The sequence below is a fragment of the Streptomyces sp. NPDC050211 genome, from assembly GCF_040656035.1.
Taxonomy (GTDB): Bacteria; Actinomycetota; Actinomycetes; order Streptomycetales; family Streptomycetaceae; genus Streptomyces.
On the sequence record NZ_JBFALC010000055.1, the window covers coordinates 37947 to 64464 of the forward strand.

The 26518-nt window shown below is 70.5% G+C and carries 25 protein-coding genes; 16 read left to right on the top strand and 9 right to left on the bottom strand.

Features of this window, described 5'->3' with window-relative positions:
• Window positions 1-67: 67 nt before the first annotated feature.
• The 5 genes from AB0I98_RS37665 to AB0I98_RS37685 are packed head-to-tail and all read left to right on the top strand — an operon-like array spanning window position 68 to window position 4489.
• Window positions 68-610, top strand: a complete 543-nt coding sequence (locus AB0I98_RS37665) for an RNA polymerase sigma factor (RefSeq protein WP_210582547.1) — start codon at window positions 68-70, stop codon at window positions 608-610.
• A gap of 39 nt (window positions 611-649) precedes the next feature.
• Entirely contained in the window at window positions 650-1477 is an 828-nt protein-coding gene (locus tag AB0I98_RS37670) for a zf-HC2 domain-containing protein (RefSeq protein WP_362949761.1), read from the top strand.
• A complete protein-coding gene (locus AB0I98_RS37675) occupies window positions 1474-2334 on the top strand; it encodes an ABC transporter ATP-binding protein (RefSeq protein ID WP_362949763.1) in 861 nt (286 codons plus the stop codon). The genes AB0I98_RS37670 and AB0I98_RS37675 overlap by 4 nt, the downstream gene beginning before the upstream one ends.
• Window positions 2331-3842: an ABC transporter permease gene (locus tag AB0I98_RS37680; protein WP_362949765.1), complete on the top strand. Its 1512-nt coding sequence runs from the start codon at window positions 2331-2333 to the stop codon at window positions 3840-3842. The genes AB0I98_RS37675 and AB0I98_RS37680 overlap by 4 nt, the downstream gene beginning before the upstream one ends.
• On the top strand, window positions 3830-4489 hold the full coding sequence (locus tag AB0I98_RS37685) for an ABC transporter (protein ID WP_362949767.1): 660 nt from the start codon (window positions 3830-3832) through the stop codon (window positions 4487-4489). Before AB0I98_RS37680 ends, AB0I98_RS37685 begins: the two co-directional genes overlap by 13 nt.
• Before the next feature lie 84 nt (window positions 4490-4573).
• Here AB0I98_RS37685 and mshD read toward each other — a convergent pair whose 3' ends face one another.
• A complete protein-coding gene (mshD, locus tag AB0I98_RS37690) occupies window positions 4574-5500 on the bottom strand; it encodes a mycothiol synthase (protein WP_362949769.1) in 927 nt (308 codons plus the stop codon).
• A 122-nt stretch (window positions 5501-5622) separates the two neighbouring features.
• On the opposite strand from mshD, the gene AB0I98_RS37695 reads away from it, so the two are divergent.
• Together AB0I98_RS37695 and AB0I98_RS37700 are read left to right on the top strand one after the other, a co-directional pair.
• Window positions 5623-7431, top strand: coding sequence for a bifunctional metallophosphatase/5'-nucleotidase (locus AB0I98_RS37695; protein ID WP_362949771.1), 1809 nt, complete (start codon window positions 5623-5625; stop codon window positions 7429-7431).
• A gap of 82 nt (window positions 7432-7513) precedes the next feature.
• The gene (locus AB0I98_RS37700; protein WP_362949773.1) at window positions 7514-8719 is read left to right on the top strand and encodes a DUF2993 domain-containing protein; all 1206 of its coding nucleotides are present in this window, start codon (window positions 7514-7516) and stop codon (window positions 8717-8719) included.
• Between the two features lie 12 nt (window positions 8720-8731).
• Here AB0I98_RS37700 and AB0I98_RS37705 read toward each other — a convergent pair whose 3' ends face one another.
• The gene (locus AB0I98_RS37705) at window positions 8732-10795 is read right to left on the bottom strand and encodes a pectinesterase family protein (RefSeq protein ID WP_362949775.1); all 2064 of its coding nucleotides are present in this window, start codon (window positions 10793-10795) and stop codon (window positions 8732-8734) included.
• 180 nt (window positions 10796-10975) lie between these two features.
• Here AB0I98_RS37705 and AB0I98_RS37710 point away from each other — a divergent pair, with 180 nt between their 5' ends.
• Window positions 10976-14290 (top strand): tetratricopeptide repeat protein, encoded by a 3315-nt coding sequence (locus AB0I98_RS37710; protein ID WP_362949777.1) that lies wholly within the window; start codon window positions 10976-10978, stop codon window positions 14288-14290.
• 34 nt (window positions 14291-14324) lie between these two features.
• On the opposite strand, the gene AB0I98_RS37715 is transcribed toward AB0I98_RS37710, so the two are convergent.
• The 7 genes from AB0I98_RS37715 to AB0I98_RS37745 all read right to left on the bottom strand — a co-directional run bounded on the left by AB0I98_RS37715 (window position 14325) and on the right by AB0I98_RS37745 (window position 21150).
• The gene (locus AB0I98_RS37715; RefSeq protein ID WP_362949779.1) at window positions 14325-15212 is read right to left on the bottom strand and encodes a hypothetical protein; all 888 of its coding nucleotides are present in this window, start codon (window positions 15210-15212) and stop codon (window positions 14325-14327) included.
• 274 nt (window positions 15213-15486) lie between these two features.
• Window positions 15487-16944, bottom strand: a complete 1458-nt coding sequence (locus tag AB0I98_RS37720; RefSeq protein WP_362949781.1) for a HAMP domain-containing sensor histidine kinase — start codon at window positions 16942-16944, stop codon at window positions 15487-15489.
• Window positions 16941-17678 carry a response regulator transcription factor gene (locus tag AB0I98_RS37725; RefSeq protein ID WP_328362034.1) on the bottom strand — a complete coding sequence of 246 codons (738 nt, stop codon included), beginning with the start codon at window positions 17676-17678 and terminating at the stop codon, window positions 16941-16943. The genes AB0I98_RS37720 and AB0I98_RS37725 overlap by 4 nt, the downstream gene beginning before the upstream one ends.
• A 64-nt stretch (window positions 17679-17742) precedes the next feature.
• Complete coding sequence (locus tag AB0I98_RS37730) at window positions 17743-17928, bottom strand: hypothetical protein (RefSeq protein WP_362949784.1); 186 nt, start codon at window positions 17926-17928, stop codon at window positions 17743-17745.
• Between the two features lie 9 nt (window positions 17929-17937).
• On the bottom strand, window positions 17938-19104 hold the full coding sequence (locus AB0I98_RS37735) for a trypsin-like peptidase domain-containing protein (protein ID WP_362949786.1): 1167 nt from the start codon (window positions 19102-19104) through the stop codon (window positions 17938-17940).
• 136 nt (window positions 19105-19240) lie between these two features.
• The gene (locus tag AB0I98_RS37740; protein WP_362949789.1) at window positions 19241-20266 is read right to left on the bottom strand and encodes a LacI family DNA-binding transcriptional regulator; all 1026 of its coding nucleotides are present in this window, start codon (window positions 20264-20266) and stop codon (window positions 19241-19243) included.
• Window positions 20267-20361: 95 nt separating this feature from the next.
• Entirely contained in the window at window positions 20362-21150 is a 789-nt protein-coding gene (locus AB0I98_RS37745; protein ID WP_362949792.1) for a response regulator transcription factor, read from the bottom strand.
• A gap of 259 nt (window positions 21151-21409) precedes the next feature.
• Between AB0I98_RS37745 and AB0I98_RS37750 the strand changes: the two genes are divergently transcribed.
• The 8 genes from AB0I98_RS37750 (at window position 21410) to AB0I98_RS37785 (ending at window position 26418) form a co-directional block, all read left to right on the top strand.
• Complete coding sequence (locus AB0I98_RS37750; protein WP_362949794.1) at window positions 21410-22219, top strand: alpha/beta fold hydrolase; 810 nt, start codon at window positions 21410-21412, stop codon at window positions 22217-22219.
• Between the two features lie 37 nt (window positions 22220-22256).
• The gene (locus AB0I98_RS37755) at window positions 22257-22511 is read left to right on the top strand and encodes a MoaD/ThiS family protein (protein ID WP_362949796.1); all 255 of its coding nucleotides are present in this window, start codon (window positions 22257-22259) and stop codon (window positions 22509-22511) included.
• 1 nt (window position 22512) lies between these two features.
• Window positions 22513-23598 (top strand): hypothetical protein, encoded by a 1086-nt coding sequence (locus AB0I98_RS37760; RefSeq protein WP_362949798.1) that lies wholly within the window; start codon window positions 22513-22515, stop codon window positions 23596-23598.
• A 167-nt stretch (window positions 23599-23765) separates the two neighbouring features.
• Complete coding sequence (locus tag AB0I98_RS37765; RefSeq protein ID WP_362949807.1) at window positions 23766-24506, top strand: DUF2993 domain-containing protein; 741 nt, start codon at window positions 23766-23768, stop codon at window positions 24504-24506.
• Between the two features lie 199 nt (window positions 24507-24705).
• The gene (locus AB0I98_RS37770; protein WP_350310325.1) at window positions 24706-24786 is read left to right on the top strand and encodes a putative leader peptide; all 81 of its coding nucleotides are present in this window, start codon (window positions 24706-24708) and stop codon (window positions 24784-24786) included.
• A gap of 126 nt (window positions 24787-24912) precedes the next feature.
• A complete protein-coding gene (locus tag AB0I98_RS37775) occupies window positions 24913-25752 on the top strand; it encodes a sulfurtransferase (RefSeq protein ID WP_362949800.1) in 840 nt (279 codons plus the stop codon).
• Window positions 25753-25783: 31 nt separating this feature from the next.
• Window positions 25784-26074 (top strand): DUF1416 domain-containing protein, encoded by a 291-nt coding sequence (locus tag AB0I98_RS37780; protein ID WP_210577738.1) that lies wholly within the window; start codon window positions 25784-25786, stop codon window positions 26072-26074.
• Window positions 26075-26157: 83 nt separating this feature from the next.
• Window positions 26158-26418, top strand: coding sequence for a DUF3099 domain-containing protein (locus tag AB0I98_RS37785; protein WP_362949802.1), 261 nt, complete (start codon window positions 26158-26160; stop codon window positions 26416-26418).
• Window positions 26419-26518: the final 100 nt, after the last annotated feature.

Consider the following 26518-nt stretch of genomic DNA (forward strand, 5'->3'; position numbering starts at 1 on the left):
AAAGTCAAGCCGGAACGCCATGGGCGAGGGTGTGAACCGATCCGTGATGCCGGTGCGATGAGGAGACGTGAGCGAAACGAGAAGCGACGGGGATCTGCTGCGGGCCATCGCGGCGGACGGGGACCGGCGCGCCTTCGAGGAGCTGTACCGGCGGTTCGCGCCCTGGCTCGCCGCCCGGCTGCGCGGCCGGTGCGCCGACGCCGGGATAGTCGACGACGTCGTGCAGGAGACGTTCCTCGCGGTGTGGCGGGGCAAGGCCCGCTACCGGGAGGACGGGGACGTGGCCGGGTGGCTCTGGCGCATCGGGTCGCGGCGGCTGGTCGACGCGCTGCGGGGCGACGGGGCGCGCGGCCGGCTGCGGCAGGCGCTGACGCGGCTGCGGCACCGGGACGAGGCGTCCGCGGAGGAGCGCGTGCTCGCGGGGGTTGAGCACGGGGACCTCGCGGGTGCGCTGGTCAGGCTCTCACCGGAGCTGCGCGCGGTGCTCCAGGCGACGGTCATCGACGGGCTGACCACCCGCGAGGCCGCCGTCGTGCTGGGGATTCCGCCCGGCACGGTCAAGACGCGGGCGATGCGCGCCCGCAAGCAACTGCGGGAGGCGCTGGCATGACGCACGTAACGCCCGCACACGAATGGAGGAGGTGTCCGCATGACCTGGCACGTACCTGAAGAAGATCTACGGTCGTACGCCCGCGGTGAGCTGACCGCCCCCGCCCTCTGGTCCACCGACACCCACCTCACCGCCTGCGCCCCCTGCCGGGCCGTGCTCGCCGAGGTGAGCGACCCGGTCGCGCTCGACGCCGGCTGGGAGCGGCTGGACGCCGAGCTGGACGTGCCCCGGCCGGGGTGGCTCGAGGGGCTGCTGGTGCGGCTCGGGGTGCCCGACCACACGGCGCGGCTGCTCTCGGCGACGCCGGTGATGCGCGGCTCCTGGCTGGGCGCGGTCCTCGCGCTGCTCGTACTGACCGTGCTGGTGACGAACCTGTCCCCGGTCACCGACTCGCCCACGCTGTTCCTCGCCCTCGCGCCGCTGCTGCCCCTCGCCGGGGTCGCGGTGTCGTACGGGCCCGCGCTGGACCCGACGTACGAGATGGCCGTCGTCTCCCCGGTGCACGGGTTCCGGCTGCTGATGATCCGGACGGTCGCCGTGCTCACCGCCGGACTCGCCCTCAACGGACTGGCGACGCTCGCCCTCCCGGCGTACGGCCTGCGTGCCCTCGCCTGGCTGCTGCCCGCGCTCGCGCTGACCGCGACCGGGCTCGCCCTGACCCCGCGGCTGGGGCCGGTGCTCGCGCCGTCCCTCGTCGGCGGGGGCTGGATCGCGCTGCTGCTGGTGGCGGACGTGACGGCCGACGGCCCGCTCGCCCCCTTCACCGCCGCCGGACAGAGCACGGCAGCCGCCGTCGCCGTACTCGCCGCCGGTCTCCTCTTCTACCTCCGTGACCGCTTCGACCTCTTCCACGGGAGCCCCGCATGACCCCCACCGTCTCCGCCTCCGGGCTCAGCCTCCGCTACGGCGGCACACGCGCCCTGGACGACGTCGCGCTGCGGCTCACGCCGGGTGTGACAGGCCTGCTCGGCCCCAACGGCGCGGGAAAGACCACCCTGTTGCGGGTGCTCGCCACCGCGGTCCCCGCCGACAGCGGCGCCTTCACGGTCCTCGGCCACGACCCGTCGACCGCCTCCGGCCGCCAGGAGGTCCGCCGCAACCTCGGCTACCTCCCCCAAACCCCCGGCTTCCACCCGGACTTCACGTCCTTCGAGTTCGTCGACTACGTGGCGATCCTCAAGGAGCTGACCGACCGCACCGCACGACATCGGGAGGTGCGGCGGGTGCTGGAGTGCGTCGATCTGTCCGACGTACGCGGCAAGCGGATCAAGAAGCTGTCCGGCGGGATGCGGCAGCGGGTCGCACTGGCCGCCGCGCTCGTCGGCGACCCCGGTTTCCTGGTCCTCGACGAGCCGACCGTCGGCCTCGACCCCGAACAGCGCATGCGGTTCCGGGAGTTGATCGCCACGGCCGGAGAGGGCCGCACGGTCCTGCTGTCCACCCACCAGACCGAGGACGTGGCGATGCTCTGCCACCGGGTCCTGGTCATGGCGGGCGGCACCATCCGCTTCGACGGCACCCCCGCCGAGCTGACCGCATGGGCGGCCGGCCGGGTGTGGAGCAGTGCGGAGCGCGCGCCGGGCGCGAAGGCGGGCTGGCGGACGGGGATGGGGACATACCGCAACGTCGGCGACCCGCCCCCCGGCGCCGAACTCCTCGACCCCACCCTGGAGGACGGCTACCTCCTCTCCCTCGACGGCGAGCACGCGGAGGTGGCCGCGTGAGCACCGTGCTGCAGGCGGCCCCGCCCGCCGTGACCACCGCGCCGAGCCACACCTGGGCGGCCGTGTTCGCCCTCGCCCGCTTCGAGACGCGAAAGCTGCTGCTGAGCAGCCCCGTGCTGCTGGCCTTCGCCGGATACATCGCCTGGATCGTCTACATGGACCGCGAGGCCTTCCCCGCGCTCCAGGACGCCGACCGCGCCACGCAGGGCGCACCGCTGCTGGTCGCCCTGGCGGTGCTGCTGTCGGCGAACCTGGCGGTGCTGAGATCCAGGCGGCAGGACACGGAACGCCACTTCGGGGTGCTGGTGCTGCTGCCCTGGCAGCGCACGGCGGCCCACGCGCTGTCCGTGGTCCCGGCGGCCCTCCTCACCGCGCTCTGTGTGGGAGGCCAGTTCACCTGGCAGGCGCTCAAGCCGGGTGCCATAGGGCACGGTTCTCCGGCGGAGCTCCTCGTCGGGCCGCTGACAGTGCTGCTGCTCGGCACGATCGGGGTGCTGATGGCACGGCTGGTGGCGTCGGTGGTGGTGGCTCCGCTGGCGGCGGTCTTCTTCCTCTTCTTCTACGTCATGATCGCGGCCCCCATCGGAAGCGGGCAGGGCACGCGATGGCTGGCGCCCGTGGTCGGCGAGAGCACGACCAACACGCTCCCGTCCGACCTGCTGGGCCGCCCGGCCGCCTGGCACGCGCTGTATCTCGCGGGGCTGGTCCTGTGCGCGGCGCTGGCCGCGGTGCTGGTCAGCGGTGGCCGCAAGGTGATCGTCGCGGGTGCCTTGGCCGCGGCGGTGCTCCTGACGCTGACCGGCGCCGTCGCCCAGACACGGGACATCTCGCCGGAGCTGACGGCGGCCCGGGAGCGGGTCTCGGTGACGCCGGCGAAGGAACAGACCTGCGTACGGCACGACGGCTCGACGTACTGCGCCTTCCCGGAGTGGGTGCCGCGGACGGAGACCTGGGCGGACGTCGTGAACCACGTCCGGTCGCTGGCCGGCGCCGGCGCGCAGAACCGCGAACTCCTCGTACGGCAGCGGATCGACGCCCGGTACGGCCTGGACGGCGACGCCGCACTGGATCCTTCGGCCACCCCGGACCAGGTCACCGTGGGCACCAACTGGGGCGGCAACCGCGTCCCCGAGTTCTCGGCGGCGGTCGCCTCCGTGCTGGTGACGGGCACCGAGAAAGAGGCGGGCGGGATATGCGACGGCCGCATGGTCACCGTCATGTGGCTGGCGCTGGGCTGGGCGGACGACCCGATGCAGTCGTTGCGCGACGTCCGCCTGGACGACAGCGTGTCCGGCTCCGCGATCGTCCTGTCGCCGACCGATCCGCTGTCCATGACGTCCGGTCACACCGACGTCGTACGGGAACTGCTGGAGCAGCCGCGCGACACCGTCACCGCGAAGGTGAAGGCGAACTGGGCCGAGCTGACCTCACCGGACGTCAAGACCAGCCGGGTCGCCCAACTGCTGGGCGTCGACGCACCGAAGGACGCGGACTCGTGCGAGGAGTGACGGCGCTGGTGGTGCCGGTCTTCCGCGCTCTGCCGTGGCGGGTGCTGGGCGCCTCCGCGGTGGCGGGGCTGCTGCTCGCGGGGTTGCCTCGGCTGTTCGGCCTGAACGCCTGGTGGGCCCTGGTCCTCCTCAGGGGCGCCGTCCTGGCCTTCGCCCTCGGGCTCGCGTTCGTCCTGGACGACCCCGCCCGGCACACGACGGCACCGGTGCCGACCCGCCGCTGGATCCGCCACGCCCTGCGGGCGGTGCTCGTCGCACCGGCGGCGGGGGTGTGGTGGGCGGGCGCGGTGTGGCTGGTTCCCGGGCCGGTCCGGCCCCCGGTCGCCGATCTCACCCTGGAGGCGGGCGCGGTGTTCGCCGTGGCGCTGGCAGTGGCTGCGGCAGCAGTCCACCGCACCGACGAACCCGCGCCGGGCACGCTGGTCGCGGCGGCCCTGCTCGCGTCCGCCGCCCTGACCCCGCTCCTCCTGCCGGACGACTGGGCCCTGTTCGTGTCCGTCGCCGACGAGCGGTGGGCGGCCGCGCACGACCGGTGGGGGATGGTGCTGGCCGGTGCGGTGGTGGTGTGGGGGGTGTGCGGGACGGAGCCGGTGCGGAGCTTGAAGCCGGGGCCGGCCACGCTGCGGCTGACCGCGTCGAGGCGGTGAGGGCGCGTTTCGGCTGACCGAGGGGGGGCTCGCACCGACGCCGGTCACGGCACCCGCACCGGCACAGCGCAGCGCCCCGCAGCCTCACGTCTCCGTGCGGTACATCAAGTCCGTCTCATGCGTGACGAAGCCCAGCCGCTCGTACACCGACACCGCCGCCTTGTTGTCGGCGTCGACGTACAGCATCGCGGTCGGGAGGGCCTGCGCCGCGAGGTGGCGTAGCCCGATCGTCGTCAGGGCCTTGCCCAGGCCGCCGCCCTGGGCGCCGGGGCGCACGCCGAGGACGTACACCTCGCCCAGCCCTTCGGCCGCGTGGACCTTCGTCCAGTGGAAGCCGATCAGCTCGCCCTCGCGCTCCGCGAGGAAGAACCCGGCGGGATCGAACCACGGCTCGGCCTTACGGTCGTCGAGGTCCCGCTGGGTGAGGGAGCCCTGCTCGGGGTGGTGGGCGAAGGCGGCGGCGTTGACGGCGAGCCAGGCGGCGTCGTCCTGACCGGGGACGAAGGTGCGGACGGTCACGCCGGGCGGGAGGACCGGGTCGGGCAGGTCGAGGTCGGTCAACGGCCGCCGCATCTGGCGCAGTTCACGGAACAGGGTCAGCCCCAGCACCTGGGCCAGATGCCGCGCCGCCGAGTGACCGCCGTGCGCCCACACCCGTAGCCGCTTCCCGGACGCGGCAAGGAGCGCCGAGCCCAGCGCGCGCCCGTGCCCGTGCCCACGGTGCGCGGGATGGACGACCAGTTCGGCGGCGGGCGCCTCCACCGGATCGGTGTCCTCCAGCTGGGCGTAGCCGACGAGTTCGTCGCCGACGGTGAGGAGGAGATGGGCGATGCCCTCACGGGCGCCGCCGCGCAGATAGAGCCGCCCCTGCTCGGACACCGCCTGCCGCCCGTCGTGGTCCGCGGCCTCCGCCAGCAGCGCGAGCACGGATTCGGTCTGTTCCGGGGAGAGCACGGAGTAGGTCTCGATGGCGCGGGAGAGGGCCGGGTATGCCGTGTCGTCGCTGGTCATGAGTACGAGGGTACGGCGGCAACCAGGTTGTAACCCCGAAAACCCTGTCGCGCTACGCGCGTTGACTTTAGGCTGCCGCCCTACGGAACCACACCTACCTCAGCAGACCCACAGGGGAGCGCATGCCAGCCACATCTCAGCCGCACCACCGCCGCAGACGCCGTACGCACGTACTTCTCGCAGCAGCGGCGGGACTGGCGACCGCCGGTGCGCTGCTCGCGGCGATACCGGCCGGGGCGGCACCGGACAGCAAGGGGGCCGGCCACCATCTGCCCGGCCGCTACCAGGACGTCCAGCTGCTGTCCTTCAACGACCTGCACGGCAACCTGGAGCCGCCGTCCGGTTCCGCGGGCCGGGTCACCGAGGTGCACGAGGACGGCACGACGAAGACGATCGACGCGGGCGGCGTCGAGTACCTCGCGACCCATCTTCGTGACGCCCGCGAGGGCAACAAGTACTCGATCACCGCGGCCGGCGGCGACATGGTCGGCGCCTCCCCGCTGATCTCGGGCCTCTTCCACGACGAGCCCACCATCGAGGCGCTGAACAAGCTGAAGCTGGACGTGACGAGCGTCGGCAACCACGAGTTCGACGAGGGCGCCAAGGAGCTGGCCCGGCTGCAGAACGGCGGCTGTCACCCCACCGACGGCTGCTACGCGGACGAGGAGTTCGAGGGTGCCGACTTCCCGTACCTCGCGGCGAACGTCCTGGACGAGAAGACCGGCAAGCCGATCCTCAAGCCCTACTGGGTCTGGAAAAAGAACGGCGTCAAGGTCGGCTTCGTCGGCGTGACCTTGGAGGACACCCCGGGTGTCGTCTCCGCCGAGGGGGTCAAGGGTCTCAAGTTCAAGGACGAGGTCGAGACGATCAACAAGTACGCCAAGGTGCTGCAGCGCCAGGGCGTGAAGTCGATCGTCGCGCTGATCCACGAGGGCGGGGCCCCGGCCTCGTCGGCGTACAACTACGACTGCGACTCGCCGGGCGCCGGCGACGGCATCTCCGGCCCGATCGTCGACATCGCCAAGAACATCACCCCGCAGGTGGACGCGCTGGTCACCGGGCACACCCACGCGGCGTACGCGTGCACGATCAACGACCCGTCGGGCAAGCCGCGCACGGTCACCTCGGCCGCGTCCTTCGGCCGCCTCTACACGGACACCACGCTGACGTACGACCGGTGGACGGGTGACATCGCCCGTACGGCCGTCAAGTCCGCGAACCACGTGGTCACCCGGACCGTCCCCAAGGCGACGGACATGACCGAGCTGATCGCCAAGTGGAACACCCTCGCCGCGCCCATCGGCAACCGCGCGATCGGCCACATCTCCGCCGACATCAGCAACTCCGGTACGGAGTCCCCGATCGGCGACCTCATCGCCGACGCGCAGCTGGCGTACGGCAAGGAGCTGGACGCGGAGACCGACCTCGCGCTGATGAACCCCGGCGGTATCCGGGCGCCGCTGACCTTTGCGGCCAAGGGTGCCGAGGGCGACGGTGTGGTGACGTACGCAGAGGGCTTCACGGTGCAGCCGTTCGCGAACACCGTGAATCTGCAGGACTTCACCGGCGCCCAGCTGATCCAGGTGCTGAAGGAGCAGGTGAGCGGCACGAACACCGCGTCGCCGAAGATCCTCCAGCCCTCGTCCGGGCTGACGTACACGCTGGACATGACGAAGACCGGCGCCGACCGTGTCGTCACCGACTCGATCAAGCTCAATGGCACGGCCGTCGACCCGGCCGCCACCTACCGCGTCGCGACGAACAGCTTCCTCGCGGGCGGCGGCGACGGGTTCCCGACGCTGGGCCAGGGCACGAACGACCTGGTCGGCGCGGACGATCTGACCGCTCTCGAGAAGTACCTGACGGCCAATTCCTCGGCCACGAATCCGATCGCGCCCCCGAAGGCGGACCGGATCACGATCATGAGCTAAAGCGTGAGGTAGATCGTGAGGTACATCGCATACCTGGGGTAGAGGTTGCGGGTGGGGTCGGTACGCATGTTCGGATGGCACGATGCGTACCCCCCACCACATAGCGACGCATTATCGTTCAAACCCGTACGAAGAGCTGGCCGCTCTCGACGACGGCCCTCTGGAGGAGTTCCTCCATGAGCCCAAGGACAAGGACGACGAAGACGAGTGGTCCCCGCCCAACCACCGGCGCAACGGCCGGCGTCGGCGGGGCCGCTTCGCGGGCCTGTCGCTCGGGATGAAGGCGGTGGTGGGAATCGTCGCCCTCGCCGCCTGTCTCACCCTCGCCGACCGCTGGGCCCTGCTGTATGCCGAGCGCAGGGCGGCGGACGCCCTCAAGGACCGTCTCGACCTGGCGGCGGCGCCCGAAGTCGAGATCAGCGGCTTCCCCTTCGTCACCCAACTCGCCGACGAACACCTGGACTCGGTGAAGGTGACCGTCCCCGACGTGGCCGCCGACCGGGTCTCGCTGGCGCAGGTGTCGGCGACGGCGAAGGACGTACGACTGGACGCCGACGGCCCGACGGCCGTGCGCGGCGCGAGCGTCCCCGAGCTGGACGGCGACGTACTGCTGTCGTTCGCCGACCTGAACCGTGAACTGGGCGCGTCCCAGGTGACGTTCACCGGCGAGGGCCACGACCGCATCCGGGCGCGCGGCACGCTGCCGGTCGCCGGACATGACCTGCGGCTGCGCGCCGAGGCCCGCATCCAGCGGGAGGGCGACCGCGGCATCGCGACGCACATCGGCGGAATGCGCCTGGACATCGGGGACTTGGCGACGTACCGCCCGGGTACCGCCGCCTCGGAGGGCCTGCATCTGACCTCCGACGCGGCGGCCCGCCTCACCCGTGAGACGCGCAAGGCGAAGGCGCTGCTGTCGGTCCCCGCGGTCGTACGTCGCCTGGGCGTGCCGGACTCCGCCGTACGCGAGGCCCTGCGCGACGACTCCAAGCTGGCCGAGTTGACCGGCTCCGCGCGCTTCGCCCGCCAGGCGATGGGCCTCAACCTCATCGACCTCGCCCTCGCCCACCCCCAGCTCCTGAAGCTGCTGGGCTTCGACCCCACCCTCCTGGACGCCCTGCCCCGGCTGACCCGCCCGGTCCTCGCCGACCAGCTGTCGCTGGGGTTCGAACTGCCGAAGCCGCCGAGCGGGGAACTGCGGCTGCGGGACGTGCGGGTGGAGAAGGACGGAATCAGGGTGCGGCTGGAGGGGTCGGGGCTGTCCATTGGCCAGACAAGTTCTGGGTGAATCCCATGGGGGTCACGATGCGGTCGGCGTCCAGCCGCCGAGCCAGTCCGCGACCTCCTGGCCGGCGGCCTGGGCGTCGGTCAGCTGCGGCCGGTCGCTGCTCGCGGCGCCCGCGCCCGGGCCGGTGTTCTTGTACTCGGCGAACCGGTCGTCCTTCCAGGAGAAGCCGCCCATGTCGGACCAGGGCGTGGACTTGACGGCGGCGCTGAGGGAGGACTGGCGGACCGTGGTCTGCGGGTCGACCGTGGTGGAGCCGCCGGGGTGCCAGTTGCGGCCGAGGAAGAAGCTGGCGGCGGAGACGTCGCCGTTGACCGTCGAGCGGTTGATCAGCAGGCCCTTGCGGTCGGCCGGGGTGCTCGGGGCCGTGATGTAGCCCGCCGACGTGCCGTTCCAGCGCTTCTTGAGCGTGATGACCGAGCGGTCGATCACGGCGGTCGCCCGGCCGAAGATGAAGTCGACGTTGCCCGTGATGTAGGAGTTGGTCACGTACACGCGGCCGGGCTTGTCCGACGCCGCGGTCTCCAGCTCCAGCGTGTCCTGGTCGCCGTTGACGATCAGCGAGTCGAGGACGACCTTGTCGGCCTGGCTCAGCAGCGCGACCGCCTGGTGGCCGGAGAGGGACTGGTTCGCGGCCTCGTCGAAGTCGTTGGTGACGGTGAGATTGCGGACCTGGGAGTCGTCCGACTGGATGGACAGGGTCGCGCTGCCCGGAGTGCCGTACGTCCCCGACCCGTCCGGCTTCTGCATCCCGGCCGCGTTGCCGTAGACGATCACCGTGTCCTTACGGCTGCCGCCGGTGCCCTGGATGGTGACGTGCGGCTTGTTGGCCGGGACCTTGACGACCTCGCGGTACGTCCCCGGCTTCACCGAGATGACGACCCGGGAGGCGTTGTTGGCGGGTACGGCGTTGACGGCGGCCTGGACGGTCCGGTACTGGCCGGACCCGTCGGCGGCGACGGTGAGGGTGGTCGCTGCGGCAGCGGTCGTCGAGGCGGTCGCCGTGCCGATGGAACTGCGGGGCCCGGCACCGGACTTGAGGAGGTTCGGAACGTCCGAGGCCTGGTCGAGCGTGTAGCTGTAGTAGGTCTTCGGATCAAAGGCGGTACCTCCGCTCTCGTTGCGTCCACTGGTCCCGGAGAAGACGTTCCCGCGCTGCACGATGCTCGCGGTGCCGTCCTTGATGACGGGGTTGGTGACGCCCTGGAAGGAGGAGTTCTCCAGGACCATCTTGGTCGCGCCGCGCGAGTAGTTGCCGTACGAGGACTTGATGTCCGTCCCGGCCACGTCCTCAAGGAAGTTGTTGTAGAGGTGCGCGTGAGCGGCGTTGTCCGTCGACGGGTTGCGCTGCTCGGTCTCGCGGATCCAGTTGTGGTGGATCGTGATGTCCGTCTTGACGTTCTCGGTCCAGCCGATGCCGAAGGTCTTGTTGTTCTGGCTGAGCTTGTTCCAGGAGACGGTGACGTTGGTGCTGTCCTTGCGGACGTCGATGAGCCCGTCGGCCATGTGCCGCAGATCGTTGTGGTCGATCCAGACGTGATGGGCGCCGTCCATCTGGATGGCGTCGAAGTCGTGGTCCTTGTCGTTCCAGATGCCTTGGTAGGCGTCCCGGATGGTCAGGTTCCGGATGATGACGTTATGAACCCCGGACCCGAGGAAGAAGCCACCACCGACGATGTGCCCGGAGGTCCCGGCCCCGACGATGGTCTTGTCGGACGCGACCTTGATCTCTTTCCCGACGGGATTCATGTTGATGGTGGCCGCGACGACGATGACGTACGGCTCGGCGGCGGTCGCGTACTTCTCCAGGTCCGCAAGCGTCTTCACGGTGACGGTCTTGCCGTCCCGCCCGCCATAAGTCCCGTTCTGCCCCAGCGAGTTGACCGAGGCGAAGCCGTCGGCGGTGGCGGTGGCCCAGGCGGGCGCGGCGGCGGAGGCCGTGCTCTGCGCGTCCTCACCGAAGAAGCCGAGGTCCGTGCCGTACGCGAGGGTTCCGGCGGCGGTGAGGGCGAGCGGGACGCCGACGGCCAGGGCCTTGCGGCTTCTGCGGTGACGGGGCTTGCTGTGCTGCTCACTCATACGGCGATCCGTTCCGTGCGGGGGGATGGGGTCCGAGAGATCGGTTGCCGCCCCGCACGGAAAGGTTGCCGGGTCGAAACCCTTTACTTGGCGCAGGACTTGGGGTCGTCCCGTTTCCGCCCGTCCCAAAGGAGGAATCGGTCGAGCAGCCGGAGGACAGCACAGCGGGGGTACAGGGCCATGGACACCATCGACGCCGAACCCGACTACGAACGCTTCGTCGCGCTGGGCCGCGCTGCGCTGGCCGCCGGGCGGTTCGAGGAGGCCGGGCGGCTGCTGGGGGAGGCCGTGGCGTTGCGCCCGGACCGGGCCGTGGCGCACGTCGAGCTTGCCGGCGCCTTGCGCGGACTCGGACGTACCGGGATGGCGCGCCGCGCCTACGCCCAGGCCCTGTCCATCGACTCGGACTGTGCGGCAGCCGAGGCCGGCCTGCGCGGCATGAGCCCCGACCAGCACGCGCGGGAGAACTTCCGGGTCGGCCAGCGCCTTGGCAGTCACCGGCACGTCGGCCACTGGACCGTGCTGGACGTGCGCCGCGGCGGATTCGGCGTCGTGTACGTGGTCCGCAGCAGCGACACCGGCGAGCGCAAGGTGCTCAAGACCTACGACACCCGCCTGCTGTGGAGCGACGCGGACCGGGCCCGGTTCGAGCGCGAAGCGCTGACCTGGGTACGGCTCCCCCCGCACCGGCACGTCGCCCCCGCCGACCACGTGGAGTGGATCGAGAACCTGCCCTGTGTGGTCACCGAATACGCCGAGGGCGGCGATCTGGCCGGGCTGATGGCGGACGGCGCGCTGCCGCCGGCGAAGGCGCTGCGGTTCGCCCGGCACCTGTGCGACGGGCTGCGCCACGCCCACGACCAGCTGGGCCTGGTGCACCGGGATGTGAAACCGGCGAACTGCCTGCTGACCGGGGACGAGACGCTGTGGGTGACCGACTTCGGACTGGCCCGTGCCTTCGAGTCCGGCGAAGCCGGTCTTCCCGGCCTGGGCGAGCTGCCGGCGGACGCGCAGGCGCTGTACACGACGGTGGCCGGCACGCCGCGCTACATGGCCCCCGAGCAGTTCGTCCCCCGCGCCGTGCTGGACACCCGTGCCGACGTGTACGCGTTCGGCGTGGTGTTCTTCCAGATGGTCACCGGCGCGCTGCCGCCCGGGAACGGGCGGGCGAAGGCGTACATCGACCGCACCGTCGGCCTACGCACCCGCCGTACCCGGCTCTACCAGCTGATCCGCGCGTGCACCGAGCCGGATCGAGATGACCGGCCGCCGGACTTCGCCGCGGTGCGCGAGCTGCTGGACGGGGTGTACCGGGAGGTGCTGGACCGCCCGGCACCGGCGCCCTCGAAGCCGGCGCGGCTCACCGCCGAGGGCTGGCTGTCCAAAGCGGTGGGGCTGCACCAACTGCACTGCTACGACGAGGCATTGGATGCGGTGGAGCAGGGCTTGGAGACGGCCGAGCAGAACGGGGACGGCGACGTCGTCCGCAGCAAGCTGTGGCAGGTGCGCGGCATGTCCCTGGGCGGCTTGCGCAGGGCCGACGAAGCGCTGGCCGCGTACGACCGCAGCGTCGAGCTGAACCCGGACGAGCCGAGCGCGTGGCTGAACAGGGGGAACCTTCTCCGCAGCCTGGAGCGGAGCGAGGAAGCTCTGGCGTGCTACGACCGTGCTCTGGAGCTCCGGTCCGACATGGCTCATGCCTGGGGAGGCAGGGCGGGCGCCCTGCGGGAGCTGGACCGCTTCGGGGAAGCGGAGGAGGCGTTCGACCGGGCCCTGGAGCTGCGGCCGCGCGACCAGAACTTTCTGCTGGACCGGGCCCTGCTGCGAAGTCGGCAGAATCGGCATGCCGAGTCGCTGGTGGACCTCGACCGGGCGCTGAGCATCGCCCCCCGCTTTTTCAAAGCGCACTACAACAAGGCGGTCGCGCTGCTGGATCTGTCACGTCCGGCTGAGGCCGTCGAGGTCCTGAAGCGGGCGGCCGAGATGGAGCCGGACGACGCGGGCGTCTGGTCGAACCTGATGCGCGCGGCCTACCGGCTGGAGCGCTACGAGCAGGCCCTGGAGTACATGGAGAAGGCACGGCTGCTGGGCGGGGACACCGTCGACCTGCTGGTGTACGAAGGGGCGATACACGCCGATCTCCACGGGAACGACGAGAAGGAGCTGGCCTGCTACGAGCGTGCGCTCGAGCTCGATCCGGACTCGGCCTGGGCGTGGTTCCGCAAGGCCGGGGCCCTGTATACGCTCGGCCGCGCGCAGGAGACCCTGCCTTGCTACGACCGTGCCGTCGAGCTCCTTCCGGACTACACCGCGGCCTGGAAGTGGAAGTCCGTCGTCCTGCGGGAGCTGGACCGGCCCGACGAGGCGCTCGCGTGGATCGACCGTGCCACGCAAGCCCTGCCGGACGAGCCCACGCTGTGGGAACAGAAGGGCGGAATCCTGAACAAGCTCGACCGCCTGGAGGAGGCCCTGCCCTGCTTCGAGCGATGGCGGGAGCTCGATCCCACAGACGTCGGCGCATGGGTGAGCACCGGCTGGGTCCTGGGTGAGCTGGGCCGCAGCGAGGACCAACTCACTTGCTACACCGAGGGGTTGGCGATCTGGCCCGACGACGGGAAGTTGTGGAACGGCAAGGCGGTGGCGCTGCGGGACTTGGGCCGCCTCGAGGAAGCGGAGCAGGCGTACGCCCGCACTCTGGAGCTGCGGCCGCGCGCGGAGAACTGCCTCTTCGGCCGGGCCCTGCTGCGGCGGCGGCAGAACCGGCAGGCCGACGCGCTGGTGGACCTGGACCGAGCTCTCTCCGTCGCGCCCCGTTACGTCCCGGCCCTCCTGGAGAAGGGATGCGTGCTGCTGATGCTGGGACGTCCGGCCGAGGCCATGGAGGTTTTGGAGCAGGCAGCCGAGATCGACCCGGACGACCGGGACGTGCGCTGGAACATCCTGCGGGCCGCCTTCGATCTCGGGCAGTACGAGCGGGCCAAGGAGTGCTGCGAGGAACTTCGGCGGACGGGTGAGGACTCGGCCGACCTGCTGGTCTACAAGGGCTCGATCCACTGGGCGCTGCACGGGCGCGACGAGGAGGAGCTGGCCTGCTACGAGCAGGCGATCGAGCTGGACCCCGAGCTGCCGGAGGCGTGGCAGAACAAGGCCGACGTCCTGTGTGCGCTAGGCCGTCAGGACGAGGCCCTGCCCTGCTACGACCGCGCCATCGCGCTCGCCCCGCTGGCGACGCACTGGTACCAGAAGTGCCGGGCGCTGAGTGAGCTGGAGCGGCACGAGGAAGCACTCACCTGCGCCGACCGCGCCCTCGCCGCCGACCCCGATGACGTCCTGGCGGCCAGGACCAAGGGGATGAAGGGGGCCGCCCTGGCGAACCTCGGACGGCTGGAGGAGTCACTGGCCTGCTACGAGGAGAGCCTCAGGACCCTGCCGGACACCTCCTGGCTGCGGGAAGGCAGACGGTGGGTGCTCGAACGCCTCGGCCGTACCGACTAGGCGGCGGCCGCGCGATGCAGCGCGGCCGCCTCCTTTACTTGGCGCAGGACTTGGGGTCGAGGTTCTCCTGCCACTTGTCCTCACGGCCGTCGGGCTGGCCGTTGGGGAGGAGCTTGTCGGAGATGCCGTCGATGTAGTAGCCGTGCGAGTAGATCGTCTTCCAGCCGGCGTCCCGGCCGCGCCAGGTGTGCGCGGTGACGCGGTCGTCGCCGGTCTTGTTCCACTCGTAGTCCTCGACGTAGAAGACCGGGTTGACGCGGACCACGCGCTGGTACGGCGTCCAGGTCGTCGCGACCTGGGTGCACGGCGGGATGGACTTCTCACTCCGCCGCTCGAAGGACGAGGTCTTCTCCCAGCCCCACTCGTAGCTGAAGCTGCCGCCCGCGGTGCCCGAGAAGATGCTCTTGGCGAGGGAGAGGCTGATGTTGGCGCCGACGCTCTTCTTGACGGACGTCTTGGTGCTGTAGCCGCTGACGAAGGTCACCTTGTCCTCCGTCGTGCCGTGGTTGCCGGTCCACTCGGAGGTGCGGACGGGCTCGCCCTTGATGGACCAGGTGGAGGCCTGCCCGTAACCGCACCAGCCCCGGAAGGTCTCCCACGGGCCGATGGGCTCCCACAGCGGGATGACGTCGTTCAGGTACTCGTCCCGCGTCTTGAACTCCCCGGTCTCGACGTTGAGGGCCCCATAGACCCCCGTCAGGCTCGTCTCCTGACCGCAGAGCCGGTCCAGCATCCGGTCGGTGTCACCGGGATCCACACCGCGGACGTTCTGCGCACCGGCCGGTCCGGCCTGCGCCGTGCCGGCACCGGTGACGACGGCGGCCAGGGCGAGGGCGGCGGAGGCGGTCATCAGAGCGCCCTTCTTCAAGACGCCTTTCTTCAGAGCGGCCTTGTTCAGGACAGACGTGAGCGCATGGCTCATGGGCATGCTCCTGCTCTTCTGATCGTGAAGTGGGGGGCGATGCCGGCAGCAGTGAGCACGAGGCGTCACAGGGGACCCAGCAGCATCAGAAGCGATCGGAAGATAACAGGGGTGATTGAATCTTTAGCAACTTGCCAGAGCTTCGGCATGGCCGAAAGTAGCTCCGAGCGCAGCGGCCCCTGTCTGAGCGCAGGCCGCCCTGCCAGGGGATTTCCGACGGGGTCGTGGACGCACCGGGCAACCGGAACGTCGCGATCGTGCCGCTGCCTTTTCTCTACGGCGTCTCCGGCGGAGGCGTCGGCGCCCCCGGCAGTCGTACGGTCGCGATCGTGCCGCCGCCCTCGGCGTGGCCCAGGGTCACCTCGCCGCCCGCCTGCTGCACCGTCCGTGCCACGATCGACAGGCCCAGCCCCGAGCCCGGCAACGCCCGTGCGCTCGGGGAGCGCCAGAAGCGGTCGAAGACGTGGGGGAGTTCCTCGGCGGGGATGCCGGGGCCGTGGTCGCGGACCGTGAGGATGCCGGACGCGAGCTGGACCTCGATCGTGCTGCCCTCGGGGCTGAACTTCACCGCGTTGTCGAGGATGTTGACGACGGCGCGTTCCAGGGCCGCCGGTTCCGCCCGTACGTACCAGGGCTGAAGGTCCGCCGTGATCGTCAGCTCCGGGCCGCGGAGCCGTGCCCGGCGCAGGGCCGACTCCACCGTGTCCTCCAGAGAGATCACCTGAACGCGCTCGCCGCGCTGGCCCTCCGAGCGGGACAGTTCCTGCAAGTCCCCTATCAGGGACGCCAGTTCCGTCATCTGTGCCTTGACCGAGGCGAGCAGTGCCTTGCGGTCCGCCTCCGGGATCGGGCGGCCTGTTTCCTCGCTGCGGGTGAGGAGTTCGATGTTCGTGCGGAGGGAGGTGAGGGGGGTGCGAAGTTCGTGGCCGGCGTCTGCGATGAGCTGCTGTTGGAGATCGCGGGAGCTGGCCAGGGAGGACGTCATGGAGTTGAAGGAGCGGGAGAGACGGGCGACTTCGTCTTCAGCCTCGTCCTCCACGGGGATGCGGACGGTCAAGTCTTCCGTGCGGGCTACGTGTTCGACCGCGTCCGTGAGCTTGTCGACGGGGCGGAGGCCCGCGCGGGCGACTGCGAGACCGGCGGCGCCGGCGCCGACGACTCCGATGCCGGAGACGAGGAGGAGGATCAGGGCGAGGTCGTTGAGTGTGTCCTGGGTTGCTTTGAGGGACAGCCCGACCTGCAGAGCGACGTCGGGGTAGACCTGAGCATCGGGGCCCAAGCCAACGATGAGGGGCGTGGTTCGTACCCGTACGTCGTTGCCGTCCGTGTCGGTGGTGTTGTGGAAGGTACGCACGCCTGGCTCGGGGTACGCGGCCATGTCCTCGTCCCGGGCTGTGGCTTTCAGGACGCCTGCTGAGTTGGCGAACACACAGACCGTTCCGTCCGACTTCACCACCTGAACGTAATAGTCCCGGGGTCGCATCTCGTTGGACGCATCGAAATCAGTGACCTCCTGGGGACAGGCGGCCAGCAAAGCCGTGACCTGCCGCTCGGTCAGCTTGAACTCCGCGCTGTCGAGCCGCGTGTCTACCTGCTCGTACGTCTTCCCCTGCACAATGAACCAACAGGTAACCGAAACCGCCGCCACCCCAAACGCCACCGCCGCCGCCACCAGCATCGCCAGTCGCGCCCGGATCGGTAGCGACCGGAACCGCCGCACAACCTTGCTCACTCGGCGCCACCCTGACGCAACACATACCCCACCCCACGCACCGTGTGCACGAGCCGCGGCTCGCCCCCCGCCTCCGTCTTGCGGCGCAGGTACATCACATACACGTCGAGGGAGTTGGAGGACGGCTCGAAGTCGAAGCCCCAGACCGACTTCAGGATCTGCTCGCGGGTCAGCACCTGGCGGGGATGTGCCATGAACATCTCCAGGAGCGTGAATTCGGTGCGGGTCAGCTCCACGGGGCGTCCACCCCGCGTCACCTCGCGCGTGGCCAGGTCCATCCGCAGGTCGGCGAAGGTCAGGGCCTCGTCGTCCTGGGCGGCACCCGCCCCGGCCGCGGCCGCGTACGAGCTGCGGCGGAGCAGCGCGCGGACGCGGGCGAAGAGTTCGTCGAGTTCGAAGGGCTTGACGAGGTAGTCGTCGGCGCCGGCGTCGAGGCCGGTCACGCGGTCGCCGACCGTGTCACGGGCCGTGAGCATGAGGATCGGGGTCGTGTCGCCGGCGCCGCGGATGCGGCGTGCGGCGGTGAGGCCGTCCATGCGCGGCATCTGGATGTCCAGGACCACCAGGTCCGGCTTGTACAGCGTCGCCTTCTCCAACGCGTCCGCGCCGTCGACCGCGACCTCCGTGCCGTACCCCTCGAAGGCGAGGCTGCGCTGGAGTGCTTCGCGTACCGCCGGCTCGTCGTCGACGATCAGGATGCGCTGGGGGTCACGGTCGCCGTCGGCGGGGCTCATGGGCTCGGGTTCCTCAGAGAATGTGGTGGGACGGGGGACTGACGGATCTCAGCGTCGCACGCTTTCAGCCCAGTGCGGTACGGCGGCGGGTGCGGGACGCGGACGCCGTACGGCGGGTCCGGGCGCCGCCGCTCGCCGCCACCTCCGGCGCCCGCGGCACCGGTGCGTGCAGCTCGTACGCCACCTCGACGGCCAGGGCGAAACCGGCCGGGTCGGCGCCGGTCACCGTGTGTGAAACCTGCTGGATCATGCCGTACTCCTAGTCGGTGGAGCCCGCGCGCAGCGTGGCCAGGTCGGACTTGACGGTGTTGATCGGGATGGCGAAGCCGAGGCCGACGCTGCCCGCGCTCGACGAAGTCGCGTCCGCGGCGGAGTACATCGCGGAGTTGATGCCGATGATGTTGCCGTTCATGTCGATCAGGGCGCCGCCGGAGTTCCCGGGGTTCAGGGACGCGTCCGTCTGGAGCGCCTTGTACGTCGTCGTGGACGAGCCGGTGTCGCCGTTGAACTGCTGGCCGCCGAACTCGAACGGCCACTGCCCGCTGCCACCGCCCTGCTGTCCCTGGCTCTCGTCCGTCGAGACCGTCACGTCCCGGTCGAGCGCGGAGACGATGCCGCTGGTCACCGTGCCGGTCAGGCCCTCGGGGGAGCCGATCGCCACGACCGTGTCGCCGACCTGCACGCCGTCGGAGTTGCCGAGGGTGGCCGCCTTGAGGCCGGACGCGTCCTCCAGCTTGATCAGCGCCAGGTCCTTCTTGCTGTCGGTGCCGACGACCTTCGCGGTGTAGGTCTTGCCGTCGCTGGTGCTCACCTTGATCGACGAGGCGCCGGAGACGACGTGGTTGTTGGTGATGATCTCGCCGTCGGAGGTGATGATCACGCCGGAGCCGGTGGACTCGCCGGAGTTGGAGGTGGCGTTGATCTCGACGATGCTCGGGCTGACCGCCGCGGCGACCCCGGCGACCGTGCCCTTCTGGCTGGACGGCACGACGTTGGTGCTGGCGCTGGAGGAGGTCACCGTGTCGGTGCCGGTCAGCTCCTGGATGCCGTACGCCGTACCGCCGCCTATGGCCGCGGCGACGATCGCCACGGCGGCGAGGAGGGCGAGGGGGCCGCGGTTGCGCTTCCGCGCCGGGGCAGGTGCGGGAACGGCCGTGAAGACCGCCGTGCCACCGCCCCCGCCGTCACCGCCATGGCCACCCTGACCCGCACCGTCCGCCGCGAACCCGGCCGGAGCCGAGGCATGCGCGGCCTGCGACGGCCACACGGTCGTCCCGGGCTCCGCCGTGACCGGCGGCTGGTACGCCGGCGGAGGCGGCCACTCCGGGTCGACGGGGGAGGAGGCGTGCTGCTGGGCGTACGTCGACTGCTGGTCGCCCTCGCTGGGGTTCTCGTACTCGCCGCTGCGGCGGATGCTCTCGGTCATGTCTCAGAGCTTGTCGCCGCTCGATGAGAGCTGGCTGAGTGCTCCCTGAGAACGGTGCGAGAACCTCGTTCGCCCGATGTAAGGGCCTCTCTCGCTACTTGGCGAGGTCTCTCAGGCAATCCTCATCAAGGGCCCGTCATGCCTCACAGCCACAGGACCGCCGTACCACCAACCGCGAAGGAAACACCTTCAGCCGCTCGCGGCGCGAACCCGCCACCCGCAGGCCGTCGTCCAGGAGCAGGTCCACCGCTGCCCGTGCCATGGCCGGGCGGTCCGAGGAGATCGTGGTCATGGGCGGGTCGGCGAAGGCCGCTTCCTTGATGTCGTCGAAGCCGATGACGCCCAGCTCGCCCGGCACGTCGATGCGCAGCTCGCGGGCCGCGCGCAGCAGGCCGAGCGCCTGGTCGTCGGTGGAGCAGAAGATCGCGGGCGGCCGCTTCGGCCCGGAGAGGATGTCGAGGGCGATGTGGTAGGCGTCGTAGCGGTTGTACGGCGCTTCGAACAGCCGTCCCTCGGTGGAGATCCCGGCGTCGTCCATCGCGCGCCGCCAGCCCTCGACGTGGTCGGAGACGGGGTCGCCGACCGCGGGGGTCTCGGCGGTGCCGCCCATACAGGCGACGTACTCGTAGCCGTGCTCAAGCAGGTGGCGTACGGCGAGCTGGGCGCCGCCCAGGTCGTCCGTGGCGACGGCGACGTCGTCGATGGCCTCCGGGCGCTCGTGCAGCAGCACGACCCGGGCGTCCCAGGCGTCGATCTCGGCGGCCGCGTTGTCGTTCAGCGCGTGGCTGACCAGGATCAGGCCGGAGACCCGCATACCGAGGAAGGCCCGCAGATAGTGGACCTCGCGCTCGGCGATGTAGTCGGAGTTCCCGACGAGCACCATCTTTCCGCGCTCGGACGCGGCCTGTTCGACCGCGTGCGCCATCTCCCCGAAGAAGGGCTGGCGCGCGTCCGGCACGATCAGGCCTATGAGGTCCGTGCGCCGCGACGCCATGGCCTGGGCGACCCGGTCGGGCCGGTAGCCCAGCTCCTTGATCGCGGCGAGGACACGCTCGCGCGTGGCCGGGGCAACCGGCCGGGGTCCGTTGTTGATGACATAGCTGACGACCGCGGTGGAGGTACCCGCCAGTCGTGCCACATCATCCCGAGTCACCTTGGCCACGCGCGGAGTCTACGCGGATGGACCCGCTCTGGGCAGGGCGTAAAGATGCTTGTCTGGGGAGCCCCTGTGGGCGGGCGAGCCCGCCCACAGGTCCGCTATGCCTCGGCCGTGACCTCGGTGGCGTCCAGGGAGGCCGTCTCGTCCGCATCCTCCGGCTTTGGCTGGTCCGCCGTGACCCTCGCCTCGTCGGAGGAGCGCTCCGAGCGGTCCGCCTTCTCCGGCGTAACGAATCGATAACCGACGTTCCGGACGGTCCCGATCAGCGACTCGTGCTCGGGTCCGAGCTTGGCGCGCAGGCGCCGTACATGGACGTCGACGGTCCGGGTGCCACCGAAGTAGTCGTAGCCCCAGACCTCCTGGAGCAGCTGCGCGCGCGTGAAGACACGGCCCGGGTGCTGCGCGAGGTATTTGAGGAGCTCGAACTCCTTGAAGGTGAGGTCGAGCACCCGGCCCTTGAGCTTGGCGGAGTACGTCGCCTCGTCCACCGACAGATCGCCGTTGCGGATCTCCATCGGGGAGTCGTCGTTGACGATCTGCTGGCGGCCCATGGCGAGCCGCAGCCGCGCCTCGACCTCCGCCGGACCGGCGGTGTCGAGGAGCACGTCGTCGATGCCCCAGTCGGCGGTGACGGCCGCGAGGCCGCCCTCGGTGACGACGAGGATGAGCGGGCAGCCGGGGCCGGTGGAGCGCAACAGCTGGCAGAGGCTGCGCACCTGCGGAAGGTCCCGGCGGCCGTCGATCAGGATGACGTCGGCACCGGGGGTGTCGACGAGGGCGGGGCCTTCGGCCGGGGCGACCCGCACGTTGTGCAGGAGCAGCCCGAGAGCGGGGAGCACCTCGGTCGACGGCTGAAGGGCATTGGTCAGGAGCAGCAGAGAACTCATACGTCTGGTTCCTCCTCGGTCCCTGCGAGGACGTTGTGCGGTACGTCACCTGCTCTGCGATCCCGAAAGGCCCCGTACACCCGCGGTCACCTGGAGTTTCCCGCTTCGTATACAACGCTTCCGAAAGCACAAAAGGACCCGGGGGCTACGCTGCCCGAGTCCTGTGTCCAGCAGAATAGCCCACATGAGGGCTGGCATGGCAGGTCATGTGGCACGATCCACCGTTCGTCCGGCATCCGAGACGGACACGGCGGGGTCTTTGCGTACGTTTCTGCGCACGTTCGACGATGTGGCGATCGACGCCGTATACGAACCGGGCGGGCACGTATACGACGCCGGAGCGCCACCTTCCGGTGATGTGGTGTTCGTCGTCGCGCACGGTTTCACCGGCGATGTGGACAAGCCGCATGTGCGACGGGTGGCACAGGCGTTCGCGCGGCACGGCGCGGTCGTCACCTTCTCCTTCAGAGGCCACGGGCGGTCCGGCGGCGTCTCCACCGTCGGCGACCGCGAGGTGCACGACCTCGCCGCCGCGGTCGCCTGGGCCCGCGAGCTCGGGCACACGCGCGTGGTCACGGTCGGCTTCTCCATGGGCGGCTCGGTGGTGCTGCGGCACGCGGCGCTGTACGGCACGTCGGCGGCAGCGGCCGGATTGGAGCACGAGGGGCGCACGGAAGCGGGAACGGACGCGGTGGTTTCGGTGAGCGCTCCCGCCCGCTGGTACTACCGGGGCACGCCCCGGATGCGGCGCGTGTACTGGCTGGTGACCCGTCGCGAGGGCCGGCTGGCCGCCCGCTACGGACTCCGGACGCGGATCTACCACCGCGGCTGGGACCCGGTCCCCCTCTCCCCGGTCGAGGCCGTCCCGCACATCGCGCCCACGCCGCTCCTCATCGTCCACGGCGACATCGACGGCTACTTTCCCGTCGACCACCCCCACATGCTGGCCGCGGCCGCCGGTGACCACGGCGAACTCTGGCTGGAGCCCGGCATGGGCCACGCCGAGCACGCGGCGGCGGATGAACTGCTGGCCCGGATCGGGGACTGGGCGGCGGCGAAGGCGGGCTAGCCTGACGTTGTTGACGACCGACTGATTGAGGAACCGCATGCCCAAGGTCACGGTGCGCTACTGGGCCGCCGCGAAGGCCGCGGCCGGGGTCGCCGAGGAGCCGTACGACGCGGACACCCTCGCGGACGCGCTCGCCGCGGTGCGTGCGCGACACCCCGGCGAACTGGCGCGCGTCCTGCAGCGATGCTCGTTCCTCATCGACGGTGACCCCGTAGGGACCCGCGGCCATGAGACGGTACGGCTGGTCGACGGCGGGACGGTCGAGGTGCTTCCGCCGTTCGCAGGAGGGTGAGATGACCAACCAGCCGCACGAGGGTTCCTACGAGGGGCAGTACCCGCAGGGGTACGACCCGTACTGGCAGCAGGCGTACGAGGATCCGCACGCCGCCCAGCAGTACACGCAGCAGTGGCAGGGGCAGACCTGGGATACTCAGGTGCCGGGCGCGTACGTGCCGCCGCAGGGGCAGGAACAGTACGCCCCTGCTTACACGGCACCCGGCGCTGTGGGCCCTGCCCAGCCCGGCACTGCTGCCCAAAGCGGTGGCGCGAGTGCGGCCGGCGGCCTTGAGGTCGGTGCCGCCGAGGAAGAGCCCTCCTACGGCCCCGCCACCCTCGTCGGGAACTCCCGTATCACCGATGCTCAGCGGGCCCGCCTGGAGGGGCGGTCGCCGATCATCGAGCCCGGGATGCAGCCCGCGGCGCTGACGGCACTGCTGGGGCTGCTGCTGTCCGGGACGGCGGCCATCGGGTCGTACGCGCTGCTCGTACCGCTTGTGGTGCTGCAAGCGGTGACGGCGGCGGGCTGGTTCCGGCTGAACGGGATGTGGCCCGCCCGGCAGGGCATCGCGCTGGCGTTCGCGGGCGCGCTGACCGCGGATGTCGCGCTGGTGGCGGCCGACCGTGCGCCGGCGGCGATCCTCGGCACGCTCGGTGTGTGGGTGCTGCTGGCCCTGGTCCTGCAACTGCGGTCGCACGCCGAGCCGGACGAGCGGATGTACGGGCTGATGGCGACCGTCGCCGCGGCGGCGCTGTCGATCATCGCGGCCGGTTACTTCGCGGCCGACACGGACGCGGTCACGGTCGGCGCCGCGGCGGTGGCCGTGGCGATCCTGGCCCGGGTGCTTCCCCTGCCCACCCCGGCGTCCGTGATCGTCTCCCTCCTCGCCGCGGCCGGCGCGGGCATCGCGGTGGGCGGCATGACCGGCCTGGGTGCGAACGGCGCGTTCCTCGGCGCGGCTGCGGGCGGCTGCGCCCTGATCGGCCACCGGGTCGCGAGCTACGACTACCCGTCCCGCTTCGTCCACTTCACGGCCGGGGTCGCGTTGCCGCTCGCGGCGGCGGCGCCGGCGGTGTACCTGCTGGGGCGGGCGCTGGGCTGAGCGGCGTCGCTCCTGCCACACCTGGCGACTGTCACACCTGACCGACTGTCACAGCTGATCGACAATCCCCCGCTCCCCCCTTGCCCCGGGGTTACTCTCGCGCAGGACGGCCACCCGGTCGTCAGTGACCGTCGTCGTTGATGACCGCCGAGGTGGGAACCCCGAACATGCGCGCACTGCGAATACTGCTGATCGTCGTCGTGATCCTCGGCGGCCTCTTCGTAGCCGCCGACCGCCTCGCCGTGAACTTCGCCGAGGACGAGGCCGCCGGCAAGCTCCAGACCACGGAGAACCTCGCCGCCAAGCCCGACGTCTCCATCAAGGGCTTCCCCTTCCTCACCCAGGTCCTCGGCGGCGAACTGGACGATGTCGAGATCGGCATCAAGGACTACGAAGCCCCGACGGGCGACAGCGCCGAGAAGATCACAATCGGCGATCTCCAGGCGAACATGAAGGGCGTCGAGTTCTCCGGCGACTACAGCTCCGCCACCGCGGCCACCGCCACCGGCACCGCGACCATCTCCTACGCCGAGCTGCTGAAGACCGCCCAGTCGGAGCCCACCCAGATCGCCCCCGGCGTCACCGCGAACGTCGTCGGCCTCTCCGACGGCGGCAACGGCAAGATCAAGGTCTCGGTCGAGGCGACCGTGCTCGGCACGAAGCTGCCCGAGCCGGTCTCCGTCCTCAGCACCGTCACGGTCGAGGGCGACAACACCGTGAAGGTGCGCGCCGAAAAGCTCCCGTCGTTCGGCGGCGTCCGGACCGCGGAGAACGAGGTCAGGGAGATCACCGACTTCGAGCAGCAGATCGACGACCTGCCCGGCGGCATCCAGCTGGACCGGGTCGAGGCCGCGCAGGGCGGTGTGGAGATCGGGGTGAAGGGTTCGAACGTCCGGCTCGCCGGGTAGGACGTCAGCGGCCATCACCAGGGCCGTCCGAAGGGCGAGACGCGGACGTCCGTACCGCAGATGTGACGACGGATACGTCCGCCCGGAATCCCTTCCGTGCCCGCCACTGCGTTCATGTCATCCCACATCCCGGACGATCGCGTCTCAAAATACGACACACCGGTGACACGCCCACCCGTCCGTCCCTAAGCTCAAGCCCATGAAGCGACAGGCGGACCTCACGAAGCGGCGGGCAGTAGACCTGTGCCGCGTCGCCGCCATGCTCTGTCGCACCTTCTGAGCGGAAGCGCAGCCTTCCGCATTCCCCGCGCCCTGCCCAGGGCATTCGTGCGCCGTCCGGTGCTCCTGGACCGCGCGCCCCTCTCACTCGCACGCCCCGCCGCAACTGCCCCGGAGGAGAAAGAGCATGAGCCGCAGCGACGTCCTGGTCGATGCCGACTGGGTCGAGGCCAACCTCGACAGCCCGAACATCGCGATCGTCGAGGTCGACGAGGACACGTCCGCGTACGAGAAGAACCACATCCGAGGCGCCATCCGGATCGACTGGACCAAGGACCTCCAGGACCCGGTACGCCGTGACTTCATCGACCAGGAGGGCTTCGAGAAGCTCCTGTCGGCGAAGGGCATCGCCAACGACACGCTGGTGATCCTCTACGGCGGCAACAACAACTGGTTCGCGTCGTACGCCTACTGGTACTTCAAGCTGTACGGCCACGAGAACGTCAAGCTCCTCGACGGCGGCCGCAAGAAGTGGGAGCTGGACGCCCGCGAGCTGGTCGAGGAGGTGCCGGTGCGTCCGGCGACCGACTACAAGGCCAAGCCGCAGGACAAGTCCATCCGCGCCTTCCGTGACGACGTGGTCGCCGCCATCGGTTCGCAGAACCTGGTCGACGTCCGCTCGCCCGACGAGTTCAGCGGGAAGCTGCTCGCCCCCGCGCACCTGCCGCAGGAGCAGTCGCAGCGTCCGGGCCACGTCCCGTCCGCCCGCAACATCCCGTGGTCGAAGAACGCCAACGACGACGGCACCTTCAAGTCGGACGAGGAGCTCAAGGAGCTCTACGCCGAGGAGAACGTCGACCTGGCCAAGGACACCATCGCCTACTGCCGTATCGGTGAGCGCTCCGCGCTGACCTGGTTCGTCCTGCACGAGCTGCTCGGTGTGCAGAACGTCAAGAACTACGACGGTTCCTGGACCGAATACGGCTCCCTCGTCGGCGTGCCGATCGAGCTCGGCGCCAACAAGTAAGCCCCGACCTTTACCCCTCAAGGAGTTCAACATGTGCGGAGCGAAGGCCGGCGGCCCCGACGCCTCGACGATCAAGCCCGGTGAGACCACGATCCAGGGTCAGGTGACCCGTGACGGCGAGCCGGTGACGGGCTACGTCCGTCTGCTGGACTCGACCGGCGAGTTCACCGCGGAGGTCCCCACCTCCGCCACGGGCCAGTTCCGGTTCTACGCGGCCGAGGGCACCTGGACCGTCCGCGCCCTGGTCCCGGGCGGCGCCACCGCCGACCGCACCGTCGTCGCCCAGCAGGGCGGCCTGGCGGAGGTAGCGATCGCGGTCTGACCACGACCGACGGAAGGGCCGTACCCCACGGGTTGGACACCGGGGGTACGGCCCTTCCGCATGCCCGGACCTACCCTGGTCGTATGTACGCACGGCGACGTCACCTCTACTTCGCCATGATGGGGACCTGCATCACGCTCTTCGTCCTGGCCTGGGGCGTCGTACGCCTCTGGTCGATCCCCGTGGCCGTGGGCATGTGCGTGGTGGCGATGGTCATCCCGCCCCTCGCCGCGATGGTCGCCAACCGCCGCGGCCCCGAGGACCGTTGGTGGGACGATCCGTCCGGCGACCCGAAGTCCGACGAGTGGTGGGACGAACTGGACGGGAAGCGGCGGCGGCAGTAGGTTCTCGCCCCCGCCGCCCCTACCCGTCCCGTCCCTGGGGGCTGCGCCCCCAGACCCCCGCTTCGGCCTGAACGGCCTCGTCCTCAAACGCCGGACGGGC